The organism is Myxococcus sp. AM011, assembly GCF_013372595.1.
Taxonomy (GTDB): domain Bacteria; phylum Myxococcota; class Myxococcia; order Myxococcales; family Myxococcaceae; genus Myxococcus; species Myxococcus eversor.
In genome coordinates, this window is the sequence record NZ_JABXEM010000438.1 from 1 (window position 1) to 5,479 (window position 5,479).

The following is a 5,479-nucleotide window of genomic DNA, read 5'->3' on the forward strand; positions in this document are numbered from 1 at the left end:
GGAAGGGGATTCCCCTGAAGGCGCCCCCCGGCCCTCCGTCATGGCTAACCAACATACGTCCACTCAGGACTGTTCGTAGGGGACGCACGCTCCGTCGCACACCGACGGGCGGAGGCAGCGGGGTCCACCCGGTCATACATTGACCTACCTGGGCGTTGGAATCCACGGAGCGTCGCTCCGCGTCCATTGCTACCCCCAGGCGTTCGGTTAAAGGGGGGACCGTGAAAGCCACCACCACCGGGGTATCGGGCGGCGAAGAGGCTCGGGAAGGCCCCGACTCCTTCAAGCGCACGGCACTCCTGGCCCTCGGGGCCCTGGGCATCGTCTACGGCGACATCGGGACGAGCCCCCTCTACGCGCTGCGCGAGTGTTTCACCGGCCCGCACGGCATCCACCCCACGCCGGAGAACGTGCTGGGGGTGTTGTCGCTCATCTTCTGGTCCCTGCTCGTCATCGTCTCGGTGAAGTACCTCATCTTCGTGATGCGGGCGGACAACCGGGGCGAGGGCGGAATCCTGGCGCTGATGGCGCTGGTGATGCAGCGGCAGAAGGGACAGCAGGCGCACACGGCCCGCCCCGTGCTCATCACCCTGGGCATCTTCGGCGCGGCGCTCCTCTACGGCGATGGCCTCATCACCCCGGCCATCACGGTGCTCAGCGCGGTGGAGGGCCTCAGCGTGGCCACGCCCCTGGTGGAGCCGTTCATCGTCCCCATCACCCTGGCCATCCTCGTGGTGCTCTTCCTGGTGCAGCGGCACGGCACGGCGGGCATCGGCGCGGTGTTCGGCCCGGTGATGTGCGTGTGGTTCTTCACGCTGGCGGCGCTGGGTGTGAAGGAGCTGGTGCACAACCCCGCGGTGCTGGGCGCGCTGTCCCCCACGCACGGGGTGATGCTCTTCGTGCACAACGGCTGGCACGGCTTCCTGGTGCTGGGCGGCGTGTTCCTCGTCGTCACGGGCTGCGAGGCGCTCTACGCGGACATGGGCCACTTCGGGTGGAAGCCCATCAAGCGCGCCTGGTTCTGGGTGGTGCTGCCGGCGCTGATGCTCAACTACCTGGGCCAGGGCGCGCTCCTGCTCCGTGACGCGAGCGCCGCGCGCAACCCCTTCTTCCTCCTGGCCCCGTCGTGGCTCCTGTACCCGCTGGTGGCGCTGTCCGCGGTGGCGGGCGTCATCGCCTCGCAGGCGCTCATCTCCGGAGCCTTCTCGCTGACGCGTCAGGCGATGCAACTGGGCTACAGCCCGCGCATGGAGGTGGTGCACACCTCGGCGGAGGAGATGGGCCAGATTTACCTGCCGGGCATCAACTGGGCGCTGATGGCGGGCGTCTTCACGCTGGTGCTGACGTTCCGTTCCTCCAGCGCGCTGGCGTCCGCGTACGGCATCGCCGTGTCCACGACGATGGTCATCACCTCGGTCATGGCCTACATCGTCGCGCGTGAGCGCTGGGGCGTCAGCCGCAAGGTGGCGATGCCGGTGGCGGGCCTCATCCTCACGGTGGAGCTGGCCTTCTTCAGCGCCAACGCGATGAAGCTGGCGGACGGCGGTTGGTTCCCGCTGCTGCTCGCCGTCGCCGTCTTCACGCTGATGACGACGTGGAAGCGCGGACGCGACATCCTCGCGGCCAAGCTGCGCGCCTCCAGCATCCCCCTGAAGGAGCTGTTGGGCAGCTTCGGCGACCACCCGCCCGTGCGCGTGCCGGGCACCGCCATCTTCATGACGGGCAACGCGGAGGGCACGCCGCCCGCGCTCCTGCACAACCTGAAGCACAACAAGGTGCTGCACGAGCAGGTGGTGCTGCTGACCATTCAGTCCGAGGACGTGCCCCACATCCCCGCGGCCGAGCGCGTGGAGGTGGAGCCCCTGGAGCAGGGCTTCGTCCGCGTCGTCGCCACCTACGGCTTCATGGAGAACCCCAGCATCCCGGACGTGCTCAAGCGCTGCCGCGAGAAGGGCCTCCAGTTCCAGCTCATGGGCACCAGCTTCTTCCTGGGCCGGGAGACGCTGATTCCCACCAAGCGCCCCGGCATGGCCGTCTGGCGCGAGGCGCTCTTCGCCTGGATGAGCCGCAACGCCCGCAGCGCCACCGCCTACTTCCGGATTCCCCCCAACCGGGTGGTGGAGCTGGGCAGTCAGGTGGAGCTGTAGCAGGCCTTGGCGTCCCGGCCCCGTCTTCCAGGGGCCGGGCTTCGCGTCCTCCGAGGAACGCGCAACACGCCGGAGCGCGTCTTCCGCCCAGGCCACCTCCCGACAGGTGAGGGCCGGCTGGAAAATCCTCCGGAAATTCCCCCAGCGGAAAACCCGCTCCGCTGGAAAAGGCGTCCACCGGCCTGGAATGGGTGGTTGGACTGGAATCCTGCCGGTCCACCATCACTTTGCCTACGGTGTCCGGAAAGACGCGCTGTGTCTGAGGACCCAGTGACGTTGTAACTCTGCGGAAACACGGCTGCGGCGCGGACGATAATGGGGTGAGTTCAACCCACTCGGCGTCCTGACGCCATGCGTTGGGTGTGGGTTTGGGGTGTCCTTTGACACACTCCAGGTGACACGGAGTGGTGATTTAATCCTCCCGGAACATAAAATTACCTCCCCACTGGCAACTTCAAGCCTGGTTGTGCGATGATATTTCCACCTGACAGAAATAATCCTGTACGGATGAAAGCCTGCTCGCTTACAGTGCTTTCAGGTGTCGCGCACAACCCCGTGTCCGAACTGAGGTCATCCCCCATGCTCGACGTCGCCTCCTCGATCCTCTCCTCCGGTCTCTCCTCCTCCGCGCCTTCGGCGACGCCTTGGACTGAGCAGCCCCTGCGCGACTGGTCGAACCTGGCCCCGCACACGGTGCTGAGCGCGCAGGAGCTGTATCCGCGGATCTGCGTGCGAGACCCGTACTTCGCGCTGAAGGACGTGACGGTGATGGGGCAGGGCGAGGTGGTGGCGCGAATCCCCGTGCAGCAGGACCCGGACGCGGAAGCGGGCCTCATCGGTATCGCGGAGGCGGGGCGGCACCTGGCGATCCTCGGTTCCTGCGCCTCGGCGCTGGTGACGCCCAAGGACGGGCAGCACTTCTACCTGGCGTGCGGCGCGCGCGGTGAGTGGCTGCGCCGCGAGCCGATGGCGCGCTCCACGGACCTGCTCTGGGGCCTGGCGCAGGCGAGCTTCACGGGCAAGCGCACCGCCACGGCGCGCACGCTCCTGTCCGCGCCGGACGGCACCCCGGTGTTCCGCCTGGAGGTGGACTACAACGTGCTGTCCGCCGCCGCCTTCACCCGCCTGTTCGGCGAGGCCCGCGTGGAGATGCGCAGCGAGCCCCGTCGCGACGACGGCGTGCAGCGCACCCCGGAGGAGTGGGCGCGCATGCGGCAGAACCCGTATGGCAAGTCGCTGGCCCTGCGCGACTGGCGCCCGGACGGTGAGAGCCTCACCGCGTCCCTGGGCCCCGTGACGGCGGAGATGTGCAAGGGCCACTTCGCCCTGCACCCGGTGATGCCCGTGGCCATTGTCGCCAGCGGCATGACGCGCGTCGCGACGACGCTCCTGCGCAAGCTGGAAGGCGCGCCGTGGGCCCGCGTGCTCGCCAAGAACGTGAACCTCAAGGCGGACAGCCTCGCGTACGCCGGCCAGACGGTGGTGTTCGGCGCGGCGCGCCGCTCGCACGACGGCGCCGACCACGTCTTCACCTGCCAGGCGTCCGTGGGTGAGCGCGTCGTCGCCGAGCTCGACGTCACCTTCGAGCGCGTGGAGTAATCACTCCCAGGTGATGTCGTAGTCCACGCGGTCGATGCCCTGTGGATGGGCCTTCGCCGTGCCAGTCAATCCCAACACTTTCAAAGCGCCGGTGAGAATGCCCTCGTGATACGCGGGAGGCAGCATGTCTCGACGTACCCGAAGCGTTCCTGACTTGGGTCCCGTCGTCACATACTCGCGGGTGCCGTACGTCACGGCCGCGCTGTAGCCCATCTGCGCTCCAGAGAAGAGCTTCTGCGGGTCTCCTCGGGAGATGATGCCGAAGATGAGCATCCCCGGGCCGGTGGAATAGCGTGTGACATTGGACTCGCCGCACGCGTGGTACACGGCGTTCTCAGGCCCCATCTCCGGCTCGAGCGCGTCCGCCGCGACATAGAGCAGGTGGAGGAACTCCTGCACCGGATAGGTGCGCAGGTCCGAGTAGTCCTTCGACAAGTCACCCACGCGCAGCTTCTCCAGCGCGGCCAGGCCCGCCCGCTGCTGGACCATGCTGAACACCGCCTTGAAGAACAGACCGCGTACCGCGTCGCCGGGCTGGGTGGCCGCGAGGCGCTCGGCGAGCTCGGCTTTGTTGGACGGCATGTCTTTGAGCTCCTGCTCCGGCCCGTGCTCCGATGACGGAAGCACGTTCAGCTTAACCACACTTCACACCTCGTCGAGCAGCATCGGCTTGAAGCCGGCCGCATCGCACGACGCCAGCACGTAGCGCACGCCCGCGCGCTCCCCGGTGAAGCCCGCCGGGATTCCCGTCGAGTGCAGGTGGCCGTACACGCAGACCTTCGGCTTGAACGCCTCAATCGGCTCGCTGAACGCCGTGGGCTTCTCGTTCGCGTACAGCGGAGGGAAGTGCACCGCGGCCACGCGCACCAGCGGCGTGCGACTGGCCGCCTCCTTCTTCTTCGCGTCCTCGATGGACGTCGCCAGCCTCCGCGTCTCCCGCTCCACGTAGCCGTCGTTGACGGGCTCGTCCCCCATCTCCCCGCCGGGCATGGGAGGCGCCTCGGGCGCGGTCCACAGCCGCGTGCCGGCAATCACCCACGGCCCCATCACCGCCGCGCTGTTGTGAAGGAACGCCTCCAGCGTGCGGAATGGCTCCAGGAGCTTGCGCAGCTTCGACGCCGAGTCGCCCCACCAGTAGTCATGGTTGCCGCGCACCAGCAGCTTGCGCCCCGGCCGCGCGTCCAGCCACGCCAGGTCGTCCATCACCTCGTGCGCCCGCGTCGCCCAGGAGATGTCGCCCGCGACGATGACCACGTCGTCCGGCCGCACCATCTCGTCCCACGCGCGCTGGAGCGGAAGCGGGTGGTCCGTCCACCCGAAGCGATGCATGTCCTTCTGTCGCGTGGAGGGCAGATGCGTGTCGCCGATACCAAAGAGCCGCATGCGCCCCCTCATACCGGATGATTCGCCCTCCAGGCCCCAGAACTCCACGCGCCCCAGGCCCTCGCCTGCTTCCCCCAGAAACCCCGCACGCCGTCCTCAATCCGGCCAGGGGATAAAAGACGAGGAATACGAGAAATGTCGTAAAATCAGTTTACGCCGGGACTGTCTCGAAATGCGCCACTGCGACACGGGCGGCCATTCCGGGGGTGAGTGGACGTAGGCTTGATGTGGGCGTGCCCGTCATTTCAGTGGGTTGAACTGTTCACTCGGATTTCGAGGAGCGAGAAGAGAGGCGCGGAGGTGGAGCATGGATGCTCCACCTTGGGGGGGCGCGTGGGGGTGGAAAGCGG

4 protein-coding genes are annotated in these 5,479 nt (G+C 67.6%); 2 read left to right on the forward strand and 2 right to left on the reverse strand.

What is annotated here, in order from left to right; all coding sequences use genetic code 11:
* Nucleotides 1–185 precede the first annotated feature (185 nt).
* Nucleotides 186–2,147, forward strand: coding sequence for a potassium transporter Kup (locus HUW62_RS45515; RefSeq protein ID WP_163871041.1), 1,962 nt, complete (start codon nt 186–188; stop codon nt 2,145–2,147).
* A 579-nt stretch (nt 2,148–2,726) separates the two neighbouring features.
* Nucleotides 2,727–3,746 (forward strand): hypothetical protein, encoded by a 1,020-nt coding sequence (locus HUW62_RS45520; RefSeq protein WP_163871035.1) that lies wholly within the window; start codon nt 2,727–2,729, stop codon nt 3,744–3,746.
* On the opposite strand, the gene HUW62_RS45525 is transcribed toward HUW62_RS45520, so the two are convergent.
* Nucleotides 3,747–4,328, reverse strand: coding sequence for a TIGR02265 family protein (locus tag HUW62_RS45525; protein ID WP_163871036.1), 582 nt, complete (start codon nt 4,326–4,328; stop codon nt 3,747–3,749).
* 63 nt (nt 4,329–4,391) lie between these two features.
* Nucleotides 4,392–5,129: a metallophosphoesterase gene (locus tag HUW62_RS45530; protein WP_163871037.1), complete on the reverse strand. Its 738-nt coding sequence runs from the start codon at nt 5,127–5,129 to the stop codon at nt 4,392–4,394.
* Nucleotides 5,130–5,479: the final 350 nt, after the last annotated feature.